Source organism: Granulicella pectinivorans (assembly GCF_900114625.1).
In the GTDB taxonomy this organism is placed as follows: domain Bacteria; phylum Acidobacteriota; class Terriglobia; order Terriglobales; family Acidobacteriaceae; genus Edaphobacter; species Edaphobacter pectinivorans.
Genome location: NZ_FOZL01000001.1, coordinates 1829276 through 1849883 on the forward strand (window position 1 = coordinate 1829276; position 20608 = coordinate 1849883).

18 protein-coding genes are annotated in these 20608 nt (G+C 62.8%); 11 read left to right on the forward strand and 7 right to left on the reverse strand.

Annotated features, from left to right (window positions below; genetic code table 11):
• Positions 1 to 89 precede the first annotated feature (89 nt).
• Together BM400_RS07345 and BM400_RS07350 are read left to right on the forward strand one after the other, a co-directional pair.
• Positions 90 to 1142 (forward strand): rod shape-determining protein, encoded by a 1053-nt coding sequence (locus BM400_RS07345; protein WP_089838037.1) that lies wholly within the window; start codon positions 90 to 92, stop codon positions 1140 to 1142.
• A 235-nt stretch (positions 1143 to 1377) separates the two neighbouring features.
• On the forward strand, positions 1378 to 1935 hold the full coding sequence (locus BM400_RS07350; protein WP_089838039.1) for a hypothetical protein: 558 nt from the start codon (positions 1378 to 1380) through the stop codon (positions 1933 to 1935).
• A 2-nt stretch (positions 1936 to 1937) separates the two neighbouring features.
• On the opposite strand, the gene BM400_RS07355 is transcribed toward BM400_RS07350, so the two are convergent.
• Both BM400_RS07355 and BM400_RS07360 read right to left on the reverse strand, forming a co-directional pair.
• Positions 1938 to 2588, reverse strand: a complete 651-nt coding sequence (locus BM400_RS07355) for a trimeric intracellular cation channel family protein (protein ID WP_089838042.1) — start codon at positions 2586 to 2588, stop codon at positions 1938 to 1940.
• Between the two features lie 2 nt (positions 2589 to 2590).
• Positions 2591 to 3460: an alpha/beta hydrolase gene (locus BM400_RS07360; RefSeq protein WP_175528911.1), complete on the reverse strand. Its 870-nt coding sequence runs from the start codon at positions 3458 to 3460 to the stop codon at positions 2591 to 2593.
• A 122-nt stretch (positions 3461 to 3582) separates the two neighbouring features.
• Here BM400_RS07360 and mreC point away from each other — a divergent pair, with 122 nt between their 5' ends.
• The 7 genes from mreC to BM400_RS07395 all read left to right on the forward strand — a co-directional run bounded on the left by mreC (position 3583) and on the right by BM400_RS07395 (position 14595).
• Positions 3583 to 4764 carry a rod shape-determining protein MreC gene (mreC, locus tag BM400_RS07365; protein ID WP_089838047.1) on the forward strand — a complete coding sequence of 394 codons (1182 nt, stop codon included), beginning with the start codon at positions 3583 to 3585 and terminating at the stop codon, positions 4762 to 4764.
• Positions 4764 to 5288, forward strand: coding sequence for a rod shape-determining protein MreD (gene mreD / locus BM400_RS07370; RefSeq protein WP_089838049.1), 525 nt, complete (start codon positions 4764 to 4766; stop codon positions 5286 to 5288). The genes mreC and mreD overlap by 1 nt, the downstream gene beginning before the upstream one ends.
• Positions 5289 to 5339: 51 nt before the next feature.
• Positions 5340 to 7274 (forward strand): penicillin-binding protein 2, encoded by a 1935-nt coding sequence (gene mrdA, locus BM400_RS07375; protein WP_089838051.1) that lies wholly within the window; start codon positions 5340 to 5342, stop codon positions 7272 to 7274.
• A gap of 3 nt (positions 7275 to 7277) precedes the next feature.
• Positions 7278 to 7583, forward strand: a complete 306-nt coding sequence (locus tag BM400_RS07380) for a YciI family protein (protein ID WP_089838053.1) — start codon at positions 7278 to 7280, stop codon at positions 7581 to 7583.
• A gap of 107 nt (positions 7584 to 7690) precedes the next feature.
• Complete coding sequence (gene rodA / locus BM400_RS07385) at positions 7691 to 8791, forward strand: rod shape-determining protein RodA (RefSeq protein ID WP_089838055.1); 1101 nt, start codon at positions 7691 to 7693, stop codon at positions 8789 to 8791.
• A gap of 660 nt (positions 8792 to 9451) precedes the next feature.
• Entirely contained in the window at positions 9452 to 13423 is a 3972-nt protein-coding gene (locus BM400_RS07390) for an Rne/Rng family ribonuclease (RefSeq protein ID WP_089838057.1), read from the forward strand.
• 200 nt (positions 13424 to 13623) lie between these two features.
• Positions 13624 to 14595, forward strand: a complete 972-nt coding sequence (locus BM400_RS07395; protein ID WP_141223836.1) for a porin family protein — start codon at positions 13624 to 13626, stop codon at positions 14593 to 14595.
• Positions 14596 to 14668: 73 nt separating this feature from the next.
• Here the strand turns inward: BM400_RS07395 and BM400_RS07400 are convergent, their stop codons facing one another.
• Together BM400_RS07400 and BM400_RS07405 are read right to left on the reverse strand one after the other, a co-directional pair.
• On the reverse strand, positions 14669 to 15061 hold the full coding sequence (locus BM400_RS07400) for a hypothetical protein (protein WP_089838061.1): 393 nt from the start codon (positions 15059 to 15061) through the stop codon (positions 14669 to 14671).
• A 23-nt stretch (positions 15062 to 15084) separates the two neighbouring features.
• The gene (locus tag BM400_RS07405; RefSeq protein ID WP_089838063.1) at positions 15085 to 16725 is read right to left on the reverse strand and encodes a cellulose synthase family protein; all 1641 of its coding nucleotides are present in this window, start codon (positions 16723 to 16725) and stop codon (positions 15085 to 15087) included.
• Between the two features lie 398 nt (positions 16726 to 17123).
• Here BM400_RS07405 and BM400_RS07415 point away from each other — a divergent pair, with 398 nt between their 5' ends.
• Entirely contained in the window at positions 17124 to 17450 is a 327-nt protein-coding gene (locus BM400_RS07415) for a hypothetical protein (protein ID WP_245781736.1), read from the forward strand.
• Positions 17451 to 17452: 2 nt separating this feature from the next.
• On the opposite strand, the gene mqnC is transcribed toward BM400_RS07415, so the two are convergent.
• From mqnC to BM400_RS07430, 3 genes are all read right to left on the reverse strand, one after another.
• Positions 17453 to 18499, reverse strand: coding sequence for a cyclic dehypoxanthinyl futalosine synthase (gene mqnC, locus BM400_RS07420; protein WP_089838068.1), 1047 nt, complete (start codon positions 18497 to 18499; stop codon positions 17453 to 17455).
• Between the two features lie 83 nt (positions 18500 to 18582).
• Positions 18583 to 18963 carry a hypothetical protein gene (locus BM400_RS07425; protein WP_089838070.1) on the reverse strand — a complete coding sequence of 127 codons (381 nt, stop codon included), beginning with the start codon at positions 18961 to 18963 and terminating at the stop codon, positions 18583 to 18585.
• A 114-nt stretch (positions 18964 to 19077) separates the two neighbouring features.
• Positions 19078 to 19557, reverse strand: a complete 480-nt coding sequence (locus BM400_RS07430; RefSeq protein ID WP_089838072.1) for a vitamin K epoxide reductase family protein — start codon at positions 19555 to 19557, stop codon at positions 19078 to 19080.
• 41 nt (positions 19558 to 19598) lie between these two features.
• Between BM400_RS07430 and BM400_RS07435 the strand changes: the two genes are divergently transcribed.
• Positions 19599 to 20516 carry a metallophosphoesterase family protein gene (locus BM400_RS07435; protein WP_175528912.1) on the forward strand — a complete coding sequence of 306 codons (918 nt, stop codon included), beginning with the start codon at positions 19599 to 19601 and terminating at the stop codon, positions 20514 to 20516.
• Positions 20517 to 20608: the final 92 nt, after the last annotated feature.

A 20608-nucleotide genomic window follows, 5' to 3' on the forward strand; every position in this document is an offset into this window, starting at 1 on the left:
CTCATGCGCATACGCCCATTCCCTGCAAGCAGTACAATAGTCCCCTAGCGGTATTTCATCTTCCCTAGCGTCAGGAACCGACCCTTAGCATGGCCTTCAACAGCTCCCGTATCCACAACATGCGCTCGCTCTTCAGCCTCTTCTCGAGCGATCTCGCTATCGACCTCGGAACGGCCAACACCCTCGTCTACGCCGCGGGCAAGGGCATCATCGTCAACGAGCCCTCCATCATCGCCGTCAACACCGTGACGAATGAAGTCGAGGCCGTCGGCAAAGAGGCCAAGGAGATGCTCGGCCGCACCCCGGGCAACATCGTCGCCATCAAGCCCATGAAGGACGGCGTCATCGCCGACTTCCGCCACACCGAAAAGATGTTGAACTACTTCATTATGAAGGCGCACAACAACCGCAAGCGCATGGTCCATCCCCGCATCGTCATCGGTGTGCCGTCCGAGATCACGCAGGTGGAAAAGCGCGCCGTCATGGACTCGGCCTACCGCGCCAAAGCTTCTGAAGTGCATCTCGTCGAACAGGCCATGGTCGCCGCCATCGGCGCCGGCCTGCCCATCACCGAACCCGGCGGCAACATGGTCGTCGACATCGGCGGCGGAACCACCGATATCGCCGTCATCTCGCTGGCCGGCATCGTCTACTCCCGCTCGGTCCGCATGGCCGGCAACCAGATGGACGAGGCGGTCGTCACCTACCTGAAGCGCAAGTACAACCTCCTCATCGGCGAGCGCACCGCCGAGCAGATCAAGATGCAGCTCGGCTCCGCCTACCCGCTCGACCGGCCCATCACCATGGAGATCAAGGGCCGCAACCTCATCGAGGGCGTGCCGAAGACCATCACCATCGAAGACTCCGAGATCCGCGAGGCCCTCGGAGAGTGCATCGCGACGATCATCAACGCCATCCGCGTAGCCCTCGAGCGCACCCCGCCCGAGCTCTCCGCCGACATCTCCGACCGTGGCATCGTCCTCACCGGCGGCGGCGCCCTCATCAAGAACCTCGACAAGCGCATCCGCGAAGAAACAGGCCTGCCCGTCTCCATCGCCGACGACCCCCTCGCCTCGGTCGTTCTCGGAACCGGCAAGATGCTCTCCGACTTCAAGCTCCTCCGCAAAATTTCGATCGACTAAATAAAAACTGCTCAACAAAAATCAAGTCCCGCGCGCCCCATCCTTTCTCAGTCTCATCGAGAAAGGGTGGGGTTCCGAGCGTAGCGAGACCGTCTCCTTCACCGCCCCCAACCCACACGTAAACAAAGACCGTGCCCACCTTCGCGACAGTTGTATCGTCGCTCAGGTGGGCGAAGCGCCCCAGCTACTCCCGTCCCCGCTCCACCTGAGCGATACTGTCGGAAGCAGGCTCCCCATGACCAGAATCCGCCAAGCCATCCTCACCCTCGTCTTCTGCACGGCCGCCGCGCAGGCCCAACCCAAGGGCCACCGCCCCGCCGACGCATCCCTCACCCAGGCCATCCACAAAGCCCTCCCCGCCGGAGCGACCGAGGTCCAAAAGCCTCTTGTTCTTCACCTGCCCGCCGTGGGCAAGGTGAATGTGGTGACGTACCGAAACTCCGCCGAAGATCATAACTTCCATGGATTTGTACTGATCCCCGGTGCCCACGGTTTCGTCTCCAAGACGTTGCCAGATCCTGAAGCACCCCCGCCGGTGGTAGGCAACCAGCCTCAAAAAGAAGAGATTGTGACGTCTGTGTTCGGTGCAACAGCTCGCAACTCGGAACTCGTGCGTCCCGACAAGCTCCTGATTGTTCTTTATTACACCCGCTCCGAAGGGAAACCAGGCTCTCAGGCTCACGGCAGAGTCTACGAGTACGATGGTGGAGTCTTTTTTATCGACATCAACCGCACCGAATTGCTCGAAGGCGTCCGCACCGCCGCCGTAGCCCGCCTCAAACTTGCCGAATAGACTTAATCCCGCAGCTTCGCCGTCTTCCAGTCAAACACCACGCTCAGCATCCGCAGCACAAAACCGCCCACCACCCCCGCGGTCACGCACGCCAGATCCGGCATCCCCAGCCTCTTCATCCCCAGATAGACCAGCGCCGCCCAGAATGCCGCGATCGCATAGAAGTTTCCCCGCTCAAACACCCGCGGTGTCATCCCGCTCAGCACATCTCGCAGCGATCCACCCCCAACCGCTGTCGTAATCCCCAGCATCACCGCCGGCAGCCAATTCAGCCCGAACGAGTCCGCCCGGCTCGTCCCCGCCACGGCAAACAGCCCCAGCGAAGCCGCATCGATCCAGAGCATCCACCGCTGTGCCCGGTCCCCGATCGCCTCACCCAGCCAAAGCGCCAGCACCGCCCCACCCAGCGCCGTGTATAGATAGTTCACGTTCATCAGCGAGAGCGGTGTTCCATGCTGCAGCAGCACATCGCGCGCAATCCCGCCGCCCAGCCCCGAAGCCAGCGCAAGCCCAAGCGCCCCCACAATATCGTACGTATGTTTCCTGTGCTGCCTCGCCGCCAGCGCCCCGCCCGCGCTCGCCACTGCGACACCCAGAAAGTCGAGCACCGAAAACAACGTCTGCGGATGAATGGGAGCCACCGGAAGAGCCATCGCTATCGCTTCGCCGTATCGTCCTGAAACAGAAGCGGCACAAACACCCGGAAGTTGTTCTTCCACACCCCCCACGCATGCTTCCCGGGCGTCTCCACAACCGTCACCGGCAGCCCCTCGTCCCGCAGATGCATCTCGAAGATCCGGTTCACCGACAGCAGGTCGTCATCCGTCCCGCACGCCACCCAAAGCAGCTTCAAATTCTCCTTCTTCGGATCGAGCTTCGTCAGATCCTGCCCCGCGACGGGAAACATCGCCGAGCTGAACCCCCCAATCGAAGCAAATAGCTCCGGATGCCGCAACCCGATCGTCAGCGACTCCAATCCGCCCATCGAAAGCCCTGCAATCGCCGTATGCTCCCGGTCCGTCGCAACGTCGTAGTGGGTCTGCACCTGCGGCATGATCTCCTTCAACAGCGTCTCCGCGAACAGATTCACATTGTTGGAGATCTGCGCCTGGTCTCGCCACACCTCGAAGCCATTGGAAAGAAAGGTCATATCCCCGTAACCGAGAGGCATCACAATCACCATGGGCTTGGCCTTGCCACTTGCCAGCAGGCGCTCGTACATCAGGTCGGCCTTGCCCGTTTTGATCCAAGCGTCCGCATTGCCGCCCCAGCCATGCAGCAGATACAGCACCGGATACCCCGGCTTCTTCGCCGCGTCGTACCCCGGAGGCGTATACACCAGGAACGTACCCTGGTCTCCGTCCAGCCCCTTGACGAACTTCGTCGTATAGCTCTCGCGATGCACCGCTCCATGCGGAATAACGTCCGTTGCCGCCAGGCCCGGAGTCGCATCGGCCGGAGCCGTCTGGCCAAACGACGGGCAGGGAAGCAGGCAAAGAGAGAGAAGCAGCGCGTACCGGTTCATGGAAAGAAGTCTATCGCGACCCGCGCCCAATCGCGCCCTTGGCGAAACGAATACTCCCCCTCGCTTTTTTCCTCTCCACACCCACATCGCCGATAATGGGATTTGGTCGAACTGAACTCGCGATGGAATCCTTCTTCTCCCGGTACAAAAACGCGCTTGTCCTCATTGGAGTCCTGCTCGCCCAGACCATCGGTCTGGCGATGCAGGTGCAGCGCGTCGCAAAGCCCGGTGAGCCCGATTCGCATCAGGTGCGCCTGCTCCGCCTCTGGGCAGCCAGCGTCGTCGTCCCCCTCGCCCGCACGACCCACTTCTTCTCCGGCGGCATCCGCGGCGGCTGGTCGAACTACGTCGCCCTCTGGCACGTCCGCCAGCAGAATGAAGAGCTCCGCAAGCAGCTCGCCGACATCCGCCTTCAACAGGCCGCGCAGGTCGAGGACATCCTCGAAGGCCGCCGCCTCCAGGCGCTCGTTGCCTTCCGCGAGCACTACATCTCCTCCACCGTCGCTGCCCAGGTCATCGGAACCAGCGGCACCGACCAGTCCCGTATGTTGTTGATCGATAAGGGCGCGGACGCCGGCCTCAGGCCCGATATGCCGGTCATCACCCCCGATGGCATCGTCGGCAAGCTCCGCGACGTCTTCCCCCACTCCGCGCAGCTTCTCCTCATCTCCGACCAGACCGCCGGGGCCGGCGTCATCCTCGAATCCACCCGCATCCGTGCCATCCTCAAGGGTACCCCCTCCGGCCGCATCCAGATCGGCAATCTCACCGCCGACTCCCGCATCCAGCCCGGCGAAAAGGTCCTCACCTCCGGTGGCGATCAGGTCTACCCCCGCGGCCTTCCCGTCGGGACCGTCGAGTCCATCGCGCCCGATCCCGACCACCAGCCCTACACCGCCATCGTCGTGCACCCCGCCGCCAAGCTCACGCAACTCGAAGAAGTCCTCGTCATCACCGGCATGCAGCAGACCCTGCCCGCGCAGGCCGCCGCCGACCTCGCCGCCGCCGAGGTGCAGCACGCCGCCGATCTCGATGCCGCCGCCAAGGCCAAGGCCGCCGTTCCCCGTGGACTCGACCTCACCGGTGCCGATAACGCGCCCATCGATCCCAACGCGCCCGTCCAGCCCGCCCCGGCCGAGAACGCTCCGGGCCTCGTCCCCAAGCCTGCCCCAGCCCTCCACCCCGACCGCTACACCTACGGCACCGCGCCCCCGGCGACCGACCTTACCCCCGGTGCGAAGAAATCGGCAGACCCGCCGCCTGTGCAGCCTCCTCCTGCAAAAACTCCGGAGGCGAATCTCTAATGGCGAACCGTAGCTACACCTCCCGCCGCGAACTCGAGCAGTACAGCTTCCATCCAGCGATGACGCTGCTCGTCCCTCTCGCCGCCATCGTGCTCCAGGTGCTCATCACCAAGCCCTTCGCGAAGTTCGCGATCGTCGACCTGCCTCTCATCGCGACGATCTTCTTCGCCGTCGCCCGCCGTTCGCCCATCGCCGGCACCCTCACCGGAGCCATCATCGGCCTCTGCCAGGACGCCCTCACCAACCAGCCCATCGGCGTCAACGGCATGGCGAAGTGCGTCGTCGGCTATACGGCTGCCAGCATCGGGGTCAAGGTCGATGTCGAAAACATCGGCACGCGCGTCCTCATGAACTTTGGGTTTTCCATCCTGCAGAGCATTCTGCTGTACGGCATTCAGCGCGGCCTGCTCGGCCAGCCCGGCTTCCATCTGCTCTGGGTGCATGAGTTGATCCGCGCCGCCGCCAACACAGCGATCTCGTTGCCCATCTTCCTGCTGCTGGATCGCGGGAAACGCATGATCTAGGCGTTCGTCTGCATAGACAGAGCGCTACACTAAACAGGAGGACCGACGACGATGTCATTAGCGGGCCCGCCCCTACCCCGTCAGCTCCATAACGACGAAAAGATCTCGCCCACCAAGCTCGCCGGCGTCCAGTACGTCATCGTGCTCGTTCTTGCTGTGCTCGTCGCTGGCTTGTGGCGTCTCCAGGTGCTCGGCTCCGACAACTGGAAGGTCCTCGCAGAGGCCAACCGCATCAAGAAGGTGCCCGTCCTCGCGCCGCGCGGCAAGATCTTCGACCGCGAAGGCCGCCTCCTCGTCGACAACTACCCCTCCGTCACCTGCTACCTCCTTCCTGAGCAGTTACACGACCCCAACGTCGATCTTCCCCTCATCGCGAAGGGCCTGCATCTTACTGTCGCGCAGATCCAGACCATCCTCAACCGCTACAAGGGCGCTGCCAAGTACCAGCCCATACCCCTCAAGCAGGATGTCACCCCCGACGAAGAGGCCTTCATCGAGGCCCACCGCAACGAACTCCCCGAGCTCGAAACCCACGACGAGCAGCGCCGCCTCTACCCCCGCGACGGCTTCGCCGCCCACCTCATCGGCTACGTCGGCGAAGTGTCGGAGGCGATGCTCAACAACGACTCCCGCTACGCCTTCTACTCGCCCGGCGACGTCGTCGGCCAGTCCGGCGTCGAGCAGACCTACGATGCGCTGCTCCGCGGCACCGACGGCTCCCGCGACATACTCGTCAACTCCCACGGCAAGGAGGTCGGCCTCCACGGGCAGGAGATGGCCATTCCCGGCAAGGACCTCCGCCTGACCATCGATCTCGACATCCAGCGCGCGGCAGAGAAGGCGCTCGACGGCAAGAACGGCGCCATCGTCGCCATGGACCCCCACACCGGCGAGATCCTCGCCATGGTCTCCCGCCCCGCCTTCGACCCCAACCAGTTCGCCGTCCGCCTCACCCGCAGCTACTGGAATGAGATCCTCAACAACCCCGACCACCCGCTGATGAATAAAGCGATTCAGGCTCAACTCGCGCCGGGATCCACCTTCAAGATCATCATGTCCGCCGCCGGCCTCCAGGAGAACGTCGCCCAGGACATGCACGTTGTCTGCAATGGCGGAGCCGACTTCTACGGCCACTACTTCAAGTGCGACGTACACCACGGCATGGTCAATATCGACAACGCCATCCCCTATTCCTGCGACACCTTCTACTACACGCTTGCCAACAGGCTCGGTATCGACACCATCGCCCGGTACGCGAACGAGTTCGGCCTTGGCCAGCGCACCGGCGTCGATCTTCCCGAAGAGGCCCTCGGAACCGTCCCCTCCACCATGTGGGCGCTCAAGAACTTTCACCGCAAGTGGTATGCCGGCGAGACCATCTCGGTCGGCATCGGACAGGGCGCCGTCACCGTCACCCCCATCCAAATGGCACGCGCCATCGGCGGCATCGCCTCCGGCGGTGTCATGCACCGCCCTCACCTCGTCTTTCCCGACGAAGTGCCCGCGGACGTATTTACCTCGCTCTCTGAAAACCACCCCGGCTCCGGCGAAAAGACCGTCCCGCTCACCGCCGCCAACTGGGAGACCATCACCGACGGCATGGCCCAGACCGTGCAGCCCGGAGCCTTCCACACTGCCGCCGCCGCTCGGCTGGATGGCATCGACTTCGCCGGCAAGACCGGCACCGCCGACGTGGTTGGTGGACGCGTCAAAAACAGCTCCGACAAGCGCACGATTCCCAACGCGTGGTTCGTCGGGGTCGCACCCCGCCGCAACCCCGACATCGTCGTCGCGGTGCTTTGGGAGCATGGCTACTGGGGCAACAACTCCGCCCGTCTCGCCGCGCAGATCGTCAATGCTTTCGTGACCAAGCAGCGCCGTCTCGCCAATAACCTCCGTCTGGCCGAAGCTCCCAAGGCGGCTCCCGCCCCCGACACCACACCCACCGCCTCCAATGCAGCGCCGCACGTTCCGGCCGCGGAGTAAATCATGCCCGAATACCTCCTCCTCATGCACAACGACATCCCCCAGCGCGGCGAAGAGGGGAATGCCAACGCCTGGGGCGACTATCTCGGTGGTCTCCAGGCCGCCGACATCCTCGAGGGCGGAAGCGCCATCGGCACCGGCATCTGCGTCCGTAAGCAGGGCGTAGCGCCACCCATCGCTGCGCACCTCTCCGGCTATCTCCGCATCCAGGCCGAAGACCTGGACGAGGCCCGCACCTACCTGGTCGGCAACCCCGTCTACGAGGCCGGAGGCACCGTCGAGATCCGCGAACTGCCCCGCACCGATTAGCGCTTGCATCTCTGGTTGTCATCCCGCAGGGGATCTGCGGTTGTTCTTGCCTTTTGCACTCGTGGCGCTCTCGAACCGAGCCAGCGCCGTAGGATAGAAAAAGACACATGGCCCGTTTCTCCTCTTTCCGCGACTTCGATTGGGTCCTTCTGGGCTTCGTCTCCCTCCTCTCGCTCGTCAGCGTGTTGGAGATCCGTTCCGCCACGGCCATGACCAAGTTCCACGGCTTCGACCATAAACAGGTCGGCTTCCTCGTCATCGGCCTCGTGCTCATGTTTCTCATGTCGCTGGTCGATTACCACTGGCTGGTCGAAATCTCCCGAACCGCCTACGCCGTCAGCTTCGTGGCGCTGCTTGCCGTGCTGGTGGTCGGCACCAAGCACCTCGGCGCGCGCCGCTGGATCAAGTTTCCCGGCGGCATTCACTTTCAGCCATCGGAGTGGGTCAAACTCGTCCTCATCGTCACCCTCGCCCAGTACTTCTGGGGGCTCGCCGGCAGGGAACTGACCTGGCGCGACATCGGCAAGGCCTTCGCCATCGTCTGCGTCCCCATGGCGATGGTCCTCAAGCAGCCCGACCTCGGCACCTCCCTCACCTACCTCCCTGTGCTCATCGTCGGCCTCTTCCTTGGCGGCATCCGCTTCAAACAGGCGGCCATCCTCATCGTCGGCTTCCTCGCCCTCGGCACCGTCGCCTGGAGCTCCGGCAAGCTGCTCAAGCCCTACCAGAAGGCCCGCCTCACCAGCTTCATCAATCCCGCGGACGATCCCAAGGGATCCGGATACCAGCTCATCCAGTCCAAGATCGCCGTCGGCTCCGGAGGCATCTGGGGCAAGGGGGCCAACAAGGGCACCCAGACCCAGGGCGACTTCCTGCCCATCCCTTACACCGACTTCATCTTCGCCGCCCTCTGCGAGGAGCACGGCTTTATCGGCGCCCTCGGCGTCCTTCTCCTCTACTTCTTCATCCTCATGCGCTTGATTCAAAACGCCCAAACCGCCAAGGACGTGCCCGGAACCTTCATCATCATGGGCATCGTGGCGGTCATCGTCTTCCAGATCGCCGTCAATATAGGTATGGTCCTGGGGTTGATGCCCGTCACAGGAATCCCGCTCCCTCTCTTGAGTTACGGAGGCTCCTCGGTCCTCTTCACCTTCCTGTCCCTGGGAATCGTGATGAACATCCGCATGCGGCGCTTCGTCAACTAGGCCTGAGCGATCGCCGTTGTCTTTCCATATCCGTCCTTCATCCTTGGGATCCCCCAATCCTTGCTTTTCGCCTCAATCCAACCACCCGCGAACCCGCTCCATGAAAACCCGATGAATTCCACGCAAGCAAACGCACTCGCTTTAGTGCATACTATTTTCAGCACCTGATCGGCCAGACGCCGGTTCAGCGCTCCACCCCGCTCCCCCTCTTTGGCGCACCGCGCAGGGCGAGAGCGGCTAACACCGAGTTTATTTTTAGAAAAAAAGGCCGGCCAGGCAAAAGAGTTCAAGCTCCGATGGCCGGATAGGTTCCAGGGAATGATCGTAACCGGAAGGATAACGGCCCCGCCTCTGACTGAGGCTGTACTGGCCACAAACTCCGTGTTATGCCCTTCGTTTGAAGCAAAGGTACGCGTCTCCGGTCTCCCCCTCCAGGATTTCCCCTGTTCTGCCCACCTTCCGGCCGCGCCACGCGCAGGCTCAGGTTCCGGTCGTCCAGCGCATCCCGCAGGTTTGGTCTTGAACGCCGTCGCTTCTGCATCCCGCAACTTGTCCGCACCCCCGGGGCTCCGCGCCTAGCTCCTGATTGATCGGGAGCATCGCGGAAAGAAACTTTCGCCTGTACGGCCTGCCGAAAACGGCAGAAACGGACAGAGCAGAATGTCGAAAGAAATTTACATCTCCAGTACGCCGCACGAGACGCGGCTTGCCATCGTCGAAAACGACGAACTCACCGAGATCTACTACGAGCGCGAGAACGAATACACCCTCGCCGGCTCCATCTACAACGGTAAAGTCACCCGCGTCCTCCCCGGCATGCAGTCCAGCTTCGTGGACATCGGCCTCGAGCGCGACGCCTTCCTCTACATCACTGATTTCATGGAAGAAGCAGGCGACTCCGCCGACTTCGATCACGGCGACGCCGCGCCCCGCGCACCCCGCACCCTCGAGGGAAATCGCGACAGCGCGCCCCGTGAGGGGGGCAACCGGGAAGGCGGAAACCGCGACCGTGGCAACCGCAACGACCGTGGCGATCGCGACCGGAACGCGGGCTACGTCTCCGAGCGCAACCAGGAGCAGCAGTCCGCCACCCCCCAGGGCGACATCGCCCAGGCCAGCGAAGGCCGCGAAGGCGAATTCGGCGGCAACCGCGAACGCAACGACCGTGGTGGCCGTGGTCGCGGCCGTGGTCGTGGCCGTGGAGATCGCGGCGACCGTCAGCCTCAGAACGGCGACGCGCCCCGCTTCGCCCAGACCCCTGTCGAAGCTCCCCGCGAGCTCGAGCCCCGCCCCGTTCTCGCTGAGTCCGAGCTCGACGAATCCCCGGCAACCGATGCCGCCATCGGCGAAGGCGCACCCGGAGCCGACGGGAGCCGCCGCTGGCGCGGTCGCCGTGGCCGCCGTCGCGGACGCGGTGGAAACCGCCCCGAGGGCACGCCGTCCACCGACGCGATCCTCGCCCCGGGCGCTCCGATCGAGCCCGCCTTCGAGGCAGAAGAGTTCGACGAGCCCGCAACCTTCGATATCGACGGCAGTGCCGCTCCCGTAGAAGCAGCCCCCGTCGCTGAGCCTGAAAACTTTACTCGCCAGGACCGCCCCCGCGGCGACCGTAGCGACCGTAACGGACGCGACCGTGGCAACCGCAACGACCGTGGCGATCGCGGACCCCGCGTTCCCCGTGGCTTCGCCCCCCGCGGCTCCTACATCGTGGACGGCGAGCCCGAGCAGCCCATCGAAGCCGCCGCCGATCTCGGCCCGGCCATCGAGCCCCTCATCCTTCCCGGCGAGTCCCTCGGCAAGTACCGCAAGGGCGACGACCAGGCCTCCAGCCCCCAGGCATCTTCCGCTCCCGCAGCCCCGCCTGTCTCTGACTTCGTCGTCAGCGGATGGGATGGCGGCGCCGTTCTCCCCGGCGAGACCATCCGTCCCCGCTCCGGTGGATCCACCGGCGGATCCACCGGCGGTTTCAGTGACCGTAATGACCGTACCGACCGCAACGACCGCGGCGGACGCGACCGTGGAGGCCGTGATGGCCGCCGCGACGGACGCGACCGTGACCGTGGCCCTCGTCGCGACAACCGCGAAAACTACGCCGAGCACTCCGCGCCCACCCCGGTAGCCTCCTACGTCGTCCCCGCAACCGAGCCCGCCCCCGACCTTCAGTCCGGTGGACCCGTCTCCGGTTACGCGCACGCCGAGGAGACCGCCCAGCACATCATCGCCGAGCCCGTGCACAACCTCCCCGAGCCGACGGTCGAGCATCCCCACAACGAAGCCGCTGAGACGCAGCCCGTCGAAACCGTAGAGCTCGCCTACGCCGAGCCCGAGCAGCCGAAGGTCGAGCAGGAGTACGAGCCTGAAGAGGCCTCCGCCTCCTATCGCATCGATCCCGTGGCCCCCAGCGAGTTCCGCCAGAGCGCACCCCCGCCCCCCGAGGTCGAGGCCGCGCCCGAGCCAGTCCAGCACCTCGAAGTAGCCCCGTCCGGCGAAGTCTTCGTTCCGGAGCCGGTCCACGAGGCCACCCCCGAGCACCTCGAATCCCTCTACGCCAGTGAAGCACCGGCGACGGAAGAAGCCATCCCCGCCGATCAGGCCGATGAGGACACGATCCCCGAGCCCCTGCACCCCGAGGGAACCGGCAACTACCGTGCTGATTCCGAAGTCGAGCCCAACGTCACCACCATCGAGCCCTCCGGCGACATGCTCTCCGCAGCGCCGGTCGCGGAAGCAGCCCCCGAGCCCCAGCACTTCGCTCCCGGCCAGGGCGTTCTCGAAGAGGACTTCCTCGAGGAAGAAGAGCTCGACACCGCCCACACCCTCCACGCCCACGCCTACGAGGATCTCGAGGACGACGCCGAGCAGGAGCCGCTGGACAACGCCGCCGACCTCGGCACCATGATCCGCGAGATGTCCATCGACCACATCACGCGCACCGAGCCTACCATCGAGGAAGACGACGAAGACTTCGAGGAAGACACCCTTGAAGAAGACGCCTTCCAGGACTCCGAACTCGGCGACGACGAAGAATTCGAAGAGGGCCAGGAAGAGCAGTCCGAATCCTCCGAAGACCAGCCCTTCAGCCAGTCCGCCGACAGCGACCCCTCCTACGCCAACGCCGAAGGCGGCGAGTCCCGCCCCGAAGGCCGCATCCCCTCCAGCCCCAACGGTGACGTTCGCCGCCGCCGCGAGGGTGGCCGTGGACGCGACCGCGACCGTGGCCGCGGAGGCCGTGATCGCGACCGCAACAGCGGAAACCGCGAAGGCTCCTCCTCCAGCCCCGATCGTGGCTCAGATCGCAGTTCAGATCGCGGCTCCGACCGCGACCGCAGTGGCCTCGGCGAGCGCGCTCGCAACACCGGCGGCTCCGGCGACCGCGATCGTGGCCGTTCCAACCGCTCCGGCGGACGCCAGTCCATGCAGGCCACCAACCTCCCCGCCATCTCCGACCTCCTCAAGCCCGGACAGGAGCTCCTCTGCCAGATCGCCAAGGAGCCCATCGCCAAGAAGGGTGCGCGCATCACCTCGCACATCGCCCTTCCCGGCCGTTTCCTGGTCTTCATGCCCACCGTCGCCCACACCGGCGTCTCCCGCAAGATCGAGTCCGACGGCGAGCGCCGCCGCCTGAAGGAGATTCTGCTCTCCGAAAAGGGTGACGCAGCCGGCGGCTTCATCGTCCGCACCGCCGCCGCGGGCGCCAGCGAAGAGGAGCTCCGCTCCGACCTCCGCTTCCTCCTCAACCTCTGGGCCGACATCAAGACCCGCTCCGAGTCCTCGAAGTCGCCTGCCCTCATCTATCACGATCTCAACCTCGTCGAGCGCATCCTGCGCGACCAGGTCACGGATAACTTCTCCGCCATCTGGGTCGACACCGAGACCGACTACGAGCGCATCCTCCGCTTCCTCCAGCGCTTCCAGCCGTCGCTCATCCGCCGCGTCAAGCTCTACTCGAAGGAGACCCCCCTCTTCGAGCAGTTCGGCATCACGGAGGAGATCAACAAGGCCCTGCGCTCGAAGGTCTGGCTCAAGTCCGGCGGATCCATCGTCATCAACCAGACCGAGGCCCTCGTCGCGATCGACATCAACACCGGCAAGTTCGTCGGCAAGACTGCCCGCCTCGAAGACACCATCGTCAAGACCAACCTCGACGCCATCCCCGAGATCGTCCGCCAGATCCGTCTGCGCGACCTCGGCGGCATCATCATCATCGACTTCATCGATATGGATGAGCGCAAGAACCGCAACCGCGTCATGCAGGCTCTCGAAGACGAGCTCAAGAACGATCGCGCCCCATCCAAGGTGCTGCCGTTCAACGACTTCGGCCTCGTCGCCATCACCCGCAAGCGCGTCAAGCAGTCCCTCGAGCGCACCCTCTCGACCACCTGCAACGTCTGCACCGGCACCGGTATGGTCAAATCGCCCATCACCGTCTGCAACGACATCTATATCGAGATGCGCAAGATGCACAAGCATCTGGACCGCGGCGACGTTATGCTGCGCGTGCATCCCGATGTCGTCAAGCAGCTCAAGGTCTCCGGATCCAAGTGGCTGCAGGAGATGGAAGAGATGTGCGGCAAGACCATCCTCATCAAGAGCGATCCCAGCCTCCATCCGGAGCAGTTCGATATTCACTAAAAACAGGTCTTCACAGCCAAACGCAGAGGCGTCCCGGTACCATAGGGACGCCTCTGTTTTTCACTCCCCAGCTCCTTCACCCTATCGAAACCTTGCATCGCATTCACGTTACCCGGCCCCTGCCGGAAGCGTCTAACAAAACAAATTGAGATGAACCGGGTTCAAACCCGGATAGAAGTCTTCTCCAGGAGTTCACCAGAATGAGAATCAATCGGAGCTTTTCTGCCGCCCTTTGCCGCGTGTCGGCTGTCGCCCTCTTTGCTGCCTCTGGTTCCGTTGTGCTTCACGCCCAGCAGACCGCCGCGACCGGAACGGTCATCGCTGAACTGCACCAGCCCGCTCTCTTCAATCTCGCCGCCGCTACTCCCCGTCTCTCCGACGATGGCATCGGCTACTCCTCAAGCGTAGGCTCCGACTCCACCGTGTCGCCCGATGCTCTCAGCTTCAAGGCGGACGATGCTCTTCAGCCTCCGCCACGCCGCCGCTATGGCCGCCCCAACTACTCCGACCGCATGCACAACGCCGATGGCAGCTCCAAGCTCGCCTTCCTCGCCGGCGGAGGCTTCACCAACCCCGTTGACGTCAGCACCAACTACCTCAAAATCAGTTGGAAGGCGCAGGTCGGCGTCGGCTACAACTTCAACAAGAAGTTCGGCATCATCGCCCAGTTCGACTGGGATCAGTTCGGCCTTCCCGGCCAGGTCATCACCAATCAGTACTCCATCTACAGCAGCTATTTCGGCAACACGGCGGACCTCACCGGCCTCGATGGCAACACCCACGTCTGGTCCTTCACCCTCAACCCGACCTACAACTTCTACCAGGGTGACAGCTACGGTGCCTACGCCGTCGTCGGCGCTGGTTTCTATCACAAGGTCACCCAGTTCACCCTGCCTGCCACCGGGCAGTACTGCGACTACTACGGCTACTGCTACACCTACAGCGCGAACCAGACCTTCGACCAGTACACCTCGAATGCACCTGGCATCAACGGCGGTCTCGGCATGACCTGGAAGCCCTCCCGCTTCGCCAACCAGAAGTTCTACGCCGAGGCCCGCTTCGTGCACAACTTCAACAGCGCCCGCGCCTACAGCGTGGCCGCCACCAACCTCTATCCGGGGAACAGCAGCACCACCAGCTACATCCCGGTAACGATCGGCATCCGCTTCTAAACGCAGCGTCAAAGCAATCGACAAACAGAAAGGCCCGGCGATCAAGCCGGGCCTTTGTTGTGACGCCTACCCTTCAGGCAGTCGGTGCGGTCTTCAGAAAGACCGTCAGCCCAGCCGCAATTCCCAGCACCGTTGCCACGACCATCCCGCCAATCTGTGCCGTGGACTGCTTCTTTTTCATCAGCGTCACATTGGAGAACAGAGCTCCAATCAGAAGCATCGCTCCCAGCAGACAAGCCAGTATCTTGAACTCCGGACATACCGCCGCGATCACATATCCTGACCCCACCGAGGCCAACCCCCACACCACCGTGTGGGCAACCACGAACCCCGTCTTGATCCGCCCGTGAGAGTGCAGCTTCTCCGGAGCCATGCGGCCCATCAGCAGGGAGAAGAAAAGCGATGCCAGCACCGGAATCAGGTAACCGGGAATGAGAGACAGCGCAACGAGCAGGAACGGGAGCATAGCGCTATGCTCTCACATCAACCTTAGATTCCAACAGGATACGGCTTCTCGTGAACCGAAGTCCCGCTGTTCCGCTCGAAGCGTCCCTGCAGCAGGCTCAGCAGTCCCGTGTACCAGTACCCCAGCACGAACAGCAGCAGGAACGGCACGGTAAAGTAATTCTCGCTCGAGATCGCATACCAGACCGTCGCCGTAAAGTAGCATCCGATCGCCAGCTCGATCCACGGCACAATCCCCAGCCGCTTCCGGTACACCTTCGCCTGCGACTTCTCGCCCTTCGCCGACACCCGGTACTTCGGCGTTCGCGCAAACGCCGACTTCACCCCGAACAACGCCTCCAGCACCGCCTTCGTGTTGGTAATCGTCAGGCCTACGCCCAGCGCCATCAGGAACGGCAGATACAGAAACGTCTTCCACCACGTCTTCGGGAAGAGCTCCTTCTGGCTCACCAGGTAGAAGCTCGAGACCGACATCGTGCTCGCCATGAACAGCGGAAAGTCGATCAGCAGCATCTGCACCCAGCCCTGGTAGCTACGGATGATCATCGCCGGCATCAGCAGCGTGCTCAGCACAATCATCAGCGGATAGCTCAGGTTCGCCGTCAGGTGATACCAGGCCTCCAGCTTCGTATGGAACGGGGCATCGCTCTTCAGTACCCGCGGCAGAATCTTCTTCCCCGTCTGGATCAGGCCCTTTGCCCAGCGCGCCTGCTGCGTCTTGAAAGCCGTCATCTCGATCGGCAGCTCCGCCGGACATTCGACATCCTGCAGATACTTGAACTTCCAGCCCACCATCTGCGCCCGGTAGCTCAGGTCGGTGTCCTCGGTCAGCGTGTCATGTTGCCATCCGCCCGCCTCGCCGATCGTCTCCCGCCGCCACATGCCCGCGGTTCCATTGAAGTTGAAGAAAACCCCAGCGCGCGACCGCCCGCCGTGCTCCAGCACAAAGTGCCCATCCAGCAGGATCGCCTCCACCTGCGTCAGGAAGCTGTAGTCGCGGTTCAGGTGCGTCCATCGCGTCTGCACCATGCCAATCCCCGGCTCGGCGAAGTGATGCACCACCTGCATCACCCACTCCGGCGGAGGCACAAAATCCGCATCGAAGATCGCGATCAGATCGCCCTTGGCGACCTTCAGCCCCTCATCGAGCGCCCCGGCCTTATACCCATACCGGTTGGTCCTGTGCAGATACACAATCGGCTGCGGCGCCAGATCCCCAAACCCAGCCGCATACTTCTCCACGATCCCGCGCGCCACCTCCACGGTCTCGTCGGTCGAGTCATCCAGCACCTGGATCTCGAACCGGTCCCGCGGATAGTCGATCCGGCAGCACGCCTCGATCAGCCGGTCGATCACGAACTGCTCGTTATAAATCGGCAGTTGGATCGTCACAAACGGAAGTTGGCCCTCGCCAAACCGTGCCACAGGCTCATTCCACTTCGAGGCGTTCTTCTTGTTCCGGTAGTACAGCCACACCAGTTGATACCGGTGAATACCGTAAAACGCCAGAATCACCATCACCACGAAGTAGGGAATCAGCAGCGAAAGGTCGAACCAGTCCAGCTTGTAAATCCCCTGAAACGTCTTGTCGAGGTAGTGCGACCGCAGATAACCGCCCAGCCCCTTCGGAGCCAGCACCAAAGCGCTCGCACAAACCGACTGCACATGAAAGAGAAGAGACAGAAGCAGAACCCCAGAATCAGAAGTGGTCGATCAACAAGAATTGTACGTGACCGTTCCCACTTGCACGCAGAGGCAAATTCCTGCTCCGGATTGACGCAGGTATATGCAAAGTATATACCTGCATTGTGGATGTTCTCTTCTTCCCATCGCGGCCAGCAGTTCATCTGGGACGGGGACAAAGCCGCAGCGAACCTGGCGAAGCACGGCATTCGCTTTGAGACAGCATGCGATGTCTTCTTCGATCCGTTTGTTCGTCAGACCGATGCGAGCGTGGAGGATAGAGACGCGAGACGCGGCCATCGGCGTCAATGAAGATTGGAAGCTCATGTTTGTCGTACACCTCATCCGCAGGGACGACTGGAGTCGCATCGTCTCAGCGCGTGAAGCCACCGCAAAAGAAAGAAGACTCGATGAAGACGGTCACTGAAAGAATCAAGCAGCGCCTGTCCAAGGATAGGCAAATGACGACCATCAGCATCCGCATGCCCCAGGACGTCATCGACGATCTCAAGGAGATCGCTCCGGCGTTGGGCTTTTCGGGATACCAGCCGCTGATGAAGGCTTATATCGGGCAGGCTCTGCGCAGAGATCTGGAAAGACTCAGTGGCTCTCAGGTGCAAGCTCTCACCGAAAGCCTCCGCAAGCGAGGTGTGGCTGACGAGGCAATCTCGGCCGCCATCGAAGAGGCTGGCCTAATCACCGCGTAGCCTTAGTTCAGGAACATCGTCCGGTACAGCGTATCCCGCTGCACCGGCTTGAACCCTGCATCCCGAATAATCCGTCGCAACTCTTCCTCCGTCGTGCAGTTCGCCGTCCCGGCCGCCCGCACCACGTTCTCTTCGAGCATCACCGACCCAACATCGTTCCCGCCGAACCGAAGCCCCATCTGCAGCACCTTCAGCCCCTGCGTCACCCAGCTCGACTGCACATTCTCGATGTTGTCCAGATACATCCGCGAGATCGCCAGCGTCTTCAGATACTCCACCGAAGTGGCCTCATCCCAGCCGCGCCCGCCCAGAGCCGTGTTGTTCGGCTGAAAGCTCCAAGGAATAAACGCCGTGAACCCGCCGGTCTCTTCCTGCAGCCGCCGGACGACCTCGAAATGGTTCACCCGATGCTCAAAGGTCTCGCCGACGCCAAACATCATCGTCGCCGTCGTCCGCATGCCCAGCTCATGTGCCGTCCGGTGGACGTCCACCCAGTCCTGCGTCTTGCACTTCAGCCGTGCAATCTTGTGCCGTACCTCGTCATCCAGAATCTCCGCGCCGCCGCCCGGAATCGAGTCCAGACCCGCATCCCGCAGCCGCATGATCGTATCCCGCAGGCTGATCTCCGAGTACTCCGCGATCGCCAGAATCTCACTCGCCGAAAGGCAGTGCAGCCAGATCGAAGGAAACCGCGTCTTGATCCCCGTAAACAGGCTCTCGAACCAGTCGATCTTCAGGTCCGGATGGATCCCGCCCTGCATCAGCACGCCCGTCCCGCCCATCTCCAGCGTCTCGCGGATCTTCTCGTAGATCGTCTCGAACGACAGGATGTACCCCTCCGCGGCCAGCTTGCCCTTCAACGGGCGGTAAAACGCGCAGAACGTGCAGTACTCCGTGCAGAAGTTCGTGTAGTTGATGTTGCGGTCGATGATGTAGCTCACCACGCCCTCAGGATGCAGCCGCCGCCGCACCGCGTCGGCCTCCATGCCAATCCCGATCAGATCGTCTGAGTTGAAGCAATCCAAAGCCTGCGCGCGCGTAATTCCCATACAAATAATTCTACGCCGGTGCGAAGCGGCTACAAGACGGGTGCTCCACATCCCGATTCCGGGGTGTGGGTTTCCACCACTCCTTAATGTCGCGCGATCAACAGAATCAGGGCCAGAATCATCATCCCGCCAATCCCCAGCACGCCGCCCTTCACCCAAACCATCATCGATTCCAGGTTCTTGTCCGGAAGAAACGCTGCCGCCTCAGCCCGTTCCGCCGCTGCCCGTGTGGCTTTCAGTTCCTCTTCCAGCACCGCTATTTGCGCGCTCAGACCCTGCAACTGACGGTACAGCCCAGCGTGCGCCGCCGTCACCTGCCCCAGGTCACCCCGCACCGTTTCCGCCAGCGCCATCAGCGCCGCTTCGTTTTCCCTGTCCTTCACCTGTCGAGAGTTCAGATACCGTTCCAGCATCGGCACCAGACGCGTCAGGTGAGGCAGCAACTCCAACAACTTAGGCCACATAAACAATCTCCCAACCCATTCAGATGCAGACCGCCCCGCGGACGCATCTGCTGCGATCGGTTGTCATCCCCCGCAGGAGGTCTACGGTTGCTCTCGGGACTCCGGCACGCCCCCTCAGTGCGAAGGCGTCCCCTTCCACTGGTACGTCCTGGACCAGCTCTTTCCATCCATCAGCGCCGCCACAATCGCCACCAGAAGCAGCACCGTGATAATCCCCTGCGACCACACGCAGTAGATGCACCACTTCTCCAGCACATACGCCTCGAGATACGTCAGCATCCCCGCGCACAGAAAACCCACCAGCGCCAGCTCCCGGACCACCTTCACCAGCCCGAACAGCGAAAGCACCAGCATCACCGAGTACCCCGCAATGCCAATCGCCGCCACCGGCACATGAATCTTGCCCGAGTGCTCGTCCTCGTCGAACGACCGTGGCGGAAACACCGCGAACCGGCTATGGTTCACCGCACCGCAGTCCCAGTGCTCGGTCACCGCGCACGGCGGAGCCAGCCCCGGGTCCATGTTGTGTACCCGCAGCGCCAATACGCTTACCACCAGTCCCGCCAGAGCCAGCAAAGCAAGAACATATCTCATGCGTTCATCGTATCGTCTTCGTCCGTGATTATCATCACGGGGTGACCCCTTCGATAACCCGCCGCCGCTTCGTTACCCTCGCCGCCGCCGCCAGCCTCGCGCCCCGTGCAGCCCTGGCCCTCGCGCCGAAACCCGGCTCCTTCACCTTCCTCTTCCTCACAGACACCCATCTCCAGCCCGAACTCAACGCCGTCCAGGGCACGGACATGGCCATGAAGCACGCCCGCACCATCCCGGCCGACTTTGCCATTCAGGGAGGCGATCACATCTTCGACGCCCTCGGTACCCCCAGGGCCACCGCCATCCGCAACCTCGACCTCTACGCCAAAACCGAGCAGGACCTCGGCCTCAAGGTCCACCACACCCTCGGCAACCACGATTGCCTCGGCGTCTACACCGCCAGCGGCACCCCTCCCACCGACCCCCTCTATGGCAAAAAGCTCTTCGCCGACCGCTTCGGGCCCACCTGGTACTCCTTCGATCACAAAGGCCACCACTTCATCACCCTCGACTCCATCGGCATCACCGACGATCACCACTACGAAGCCCGCATTGACGACGACCAGCTCCAGTGGCTCGCCAAAGACCTCGCCGCCCAACCCCAGGGCACGCCCATCATCGTCACCACCCACATCCCCCTCGTGACGGCCTTCTACAGTTACCTGCCGCCCGAACCGGTCGCCGCCAAAAGCACCGCCTTCATCAACGGTCCCGCCGTCATCAAGCTCTTCGAAGGCCACAATGTCCTCGGCGTCCTGCAGGGCCACACCCACATCAACGAGCGCATCGAGTGGCATGGCATCCCTTACATCACCTCCGGCGCAGTCAGCGGCAACTGGTGGAAGGGCATCCGCATGGGCACACCCGAAGGCTTCACCGTGGTCGAAGTCGCCGACAACAAGCTCACCACCCGCTACGAAACCTACGGATTCAAGAGCATCGACCCCCACAACACCTAAAACGAGCGCACAATCCGCGTTCCCCAAAGCTCGATGCTGCAATGTGGGAAGGAGCGCCGCGAAATCCCAAGGCAATCCAGCGCGCCCATTTA

Coding starts and splice junctions, on each gene's coding strand:
- BM400_RS07360 (WP_175528911.1), bottom strand. CDS start 3,460: ATGAACCGGTACGCGCTGCTTCTCTCTCTTTGCCTGCTTCCCTGCCCG.
- BM400_RS07430 (WP_089838072.1), bottom strand. CDS start 19,557: ATGAGATATGTTCTTGCTTTGCTGGCTCTGGCGGGACTGGTGGTAAGC.
- BM400_RS07345 (WP_089838037.1), top strand. CDS start 90: ATGGCCTTCAACAGCTCCCGTATCCACAACATGCGCTCGCTCTTCAGC.
- BM400_RS07355 (WP_089838042.1), bottom strand. CDS start 2,588: ATGGCTCTTCCGGTGGCTCCCATTCATCCGCAGACGTTGTTTTCGGTG.
- BM400_RS07390 (WP_089838057.1), top strand. CDS start 9,452: ATGTCGAAAGAAATTTACATCTCCAGTACGCCGCACGAGACGCGGCTT.
- mqnC (WP_089838068.1), bottom strand. CDS start 18,499: ATGGGAATTACGCGCGCGCAGGCTTTGGATTGCTTCAACTCAGACGAT.
- mreD (WP_089838049.1), top strand. CDS start 4,764: ATGGCGAACCGTAGCTACACCTCCCGCCGCGAACTCGAGCAGTACAGC.
- BM400_RS07350 (WP_089838039.1), top strand. CDS start 1,378: ATGACCAGAATCCGCCAAGCCATCCTCACCCTCGTCTTCTGCACGGCC.
- BM400_RS07400 (WP_089838061.1), bottom strand. CDS start 15,061: ATGCTCCCGTTCCTGCTCGTTGCGCTGTCTCTCATTCCCGGTTACCTG.
- mrdA (WP_089838051.1), top strand. CDS start 5,340: ATGTCATTAGCGGGCCCGCCCCTACCCCGTCAGCTCCATAACGACGAA.
- rodA (WP_089838055.1), top strand. CDS start 7,691: ATGGCCCGTTTCTCCTCTTTCCGCGACTTCGATTGGGTCCTTCTGGGC.
- BM400_RS07425 (WP_089838070.1), bottom strand. CDS start 18,963: ATGTGGCCTAAGTTGTTGGAGTTGCTGCCTCACCTGACGCGTCTGGTG.
- BM400_RS07380 (WP_089838053.1), top strand. CDS start 7,278: ATGCCCGAATACCTCCTCCTCATGCACAACGACATCCCCCAGCGCGGC.
- BM400_RS07395 (WP_141223836.1), top strand. CDS start 13,624: ATGAGAATCAATCGGAGCTTTTCTGCCGCCCTTTGCCGCGTGTCGGCT.
- mreC (WP_089838047.1), top strand. CDS start 3,583: ATGGAATCCTTCTTCTCCCGGTACAAAAACGCGCTTGTCCTCATTGGA.